The organism is Streptomyces sp. NRRL B-24572, assembly GCF_002156145.1.
In the GTDB taxonomy this organism is placed as follows: domain Bacteria; phylum Actinomycetota; class Actinomycetes; order Streptomycetales; family Streptomycetaceae; genus Streptomyces; species Streptomyces vietnamensis.
Genome location: NZ_MWIG01000676.1, coordinates 1 through 697, shown reverse-complemented (window position 1 = coordinate 697; position 697 = coordinate 1). Strand labels below are relative to the sequence as shown.

1 protein-coding gene is annotated in these 697 nt (G+C 75.0%); it reads right to left on the bottom strand.

Annotation, left to right across the window (positions count from 1 at the left end):
• Window positions 1-55 precede the first annotated feature (55 nt).
• Window positions 56-697, bottom strand: a 642-nt coding sequence (gene ruvB, locus CCN56_RS33285; protein WP_086831573.1) for a Holliday junction branch migration DNA helicase RuvB, incomplete at its 5' end; no start/stop codon positions are given.

The following is a 697-nucleotide window of genomic DNA, read 5'->3' as shown; positions in this document are numbered from 1 at the left end:
GTCGAGCGGGACCCCGGGGTCGAGCGGGCCCTCAGCCCGGGCGGCAGTGCGGCGCTCATCCTCGGCGCGGGCCTTCCCGCCCGCCGGCCGGGCCGTCCTGTCGTGGCGGTACGAGGCCGAAGTGCTCCCACGCGGCGGGCGTGGCGATCCGGCCGCGCAGGGTGCGGGCCAGCAGTCCCTCCCGTACCAGGAACGGCTCTGCCACCTCTCTCACCGTCTCGTGCTCCTCCCCGACGGCGACGGCGAGGGTGGACAGGCCGACCGGTCCGCCGCCGAAGAGCTTGAGCAGGGCCTGCAGGACGGCGCGGTCGAGCCGGTCGAGGCCGCGGCTGTCCACCTCGTACACGCTCAGGGCCGCCTCGGAGACCTGTCGGGTGATCACTCCGTCGGCCCTGACCTGGGCGTAGTCCCGGACCCGGCGCAGCAGGCGGTTGGCGATGCGGGGCGTGCCGCGGGAGCGGCCGGCGATCTCGGCGGCGCCGTCGGGGTCGATCTCCACGTCGAGGAGTCCGGCGGAGCGGTGGATGACGCGCTGGAGCTCGGCCGGCTCGTAGAACTCCATGTGTGCGGTGAAGCCGAAGCGGTCGCGCAGCGGCGGCGGCAGGAGGCCCGCCCGTACGGTGGCGCCGACCAGGGTGAACGGCGGCAGCTCCAGTGGGATGGCGGTGGCCCCCAGACCCTTGCCGACGATGACGTC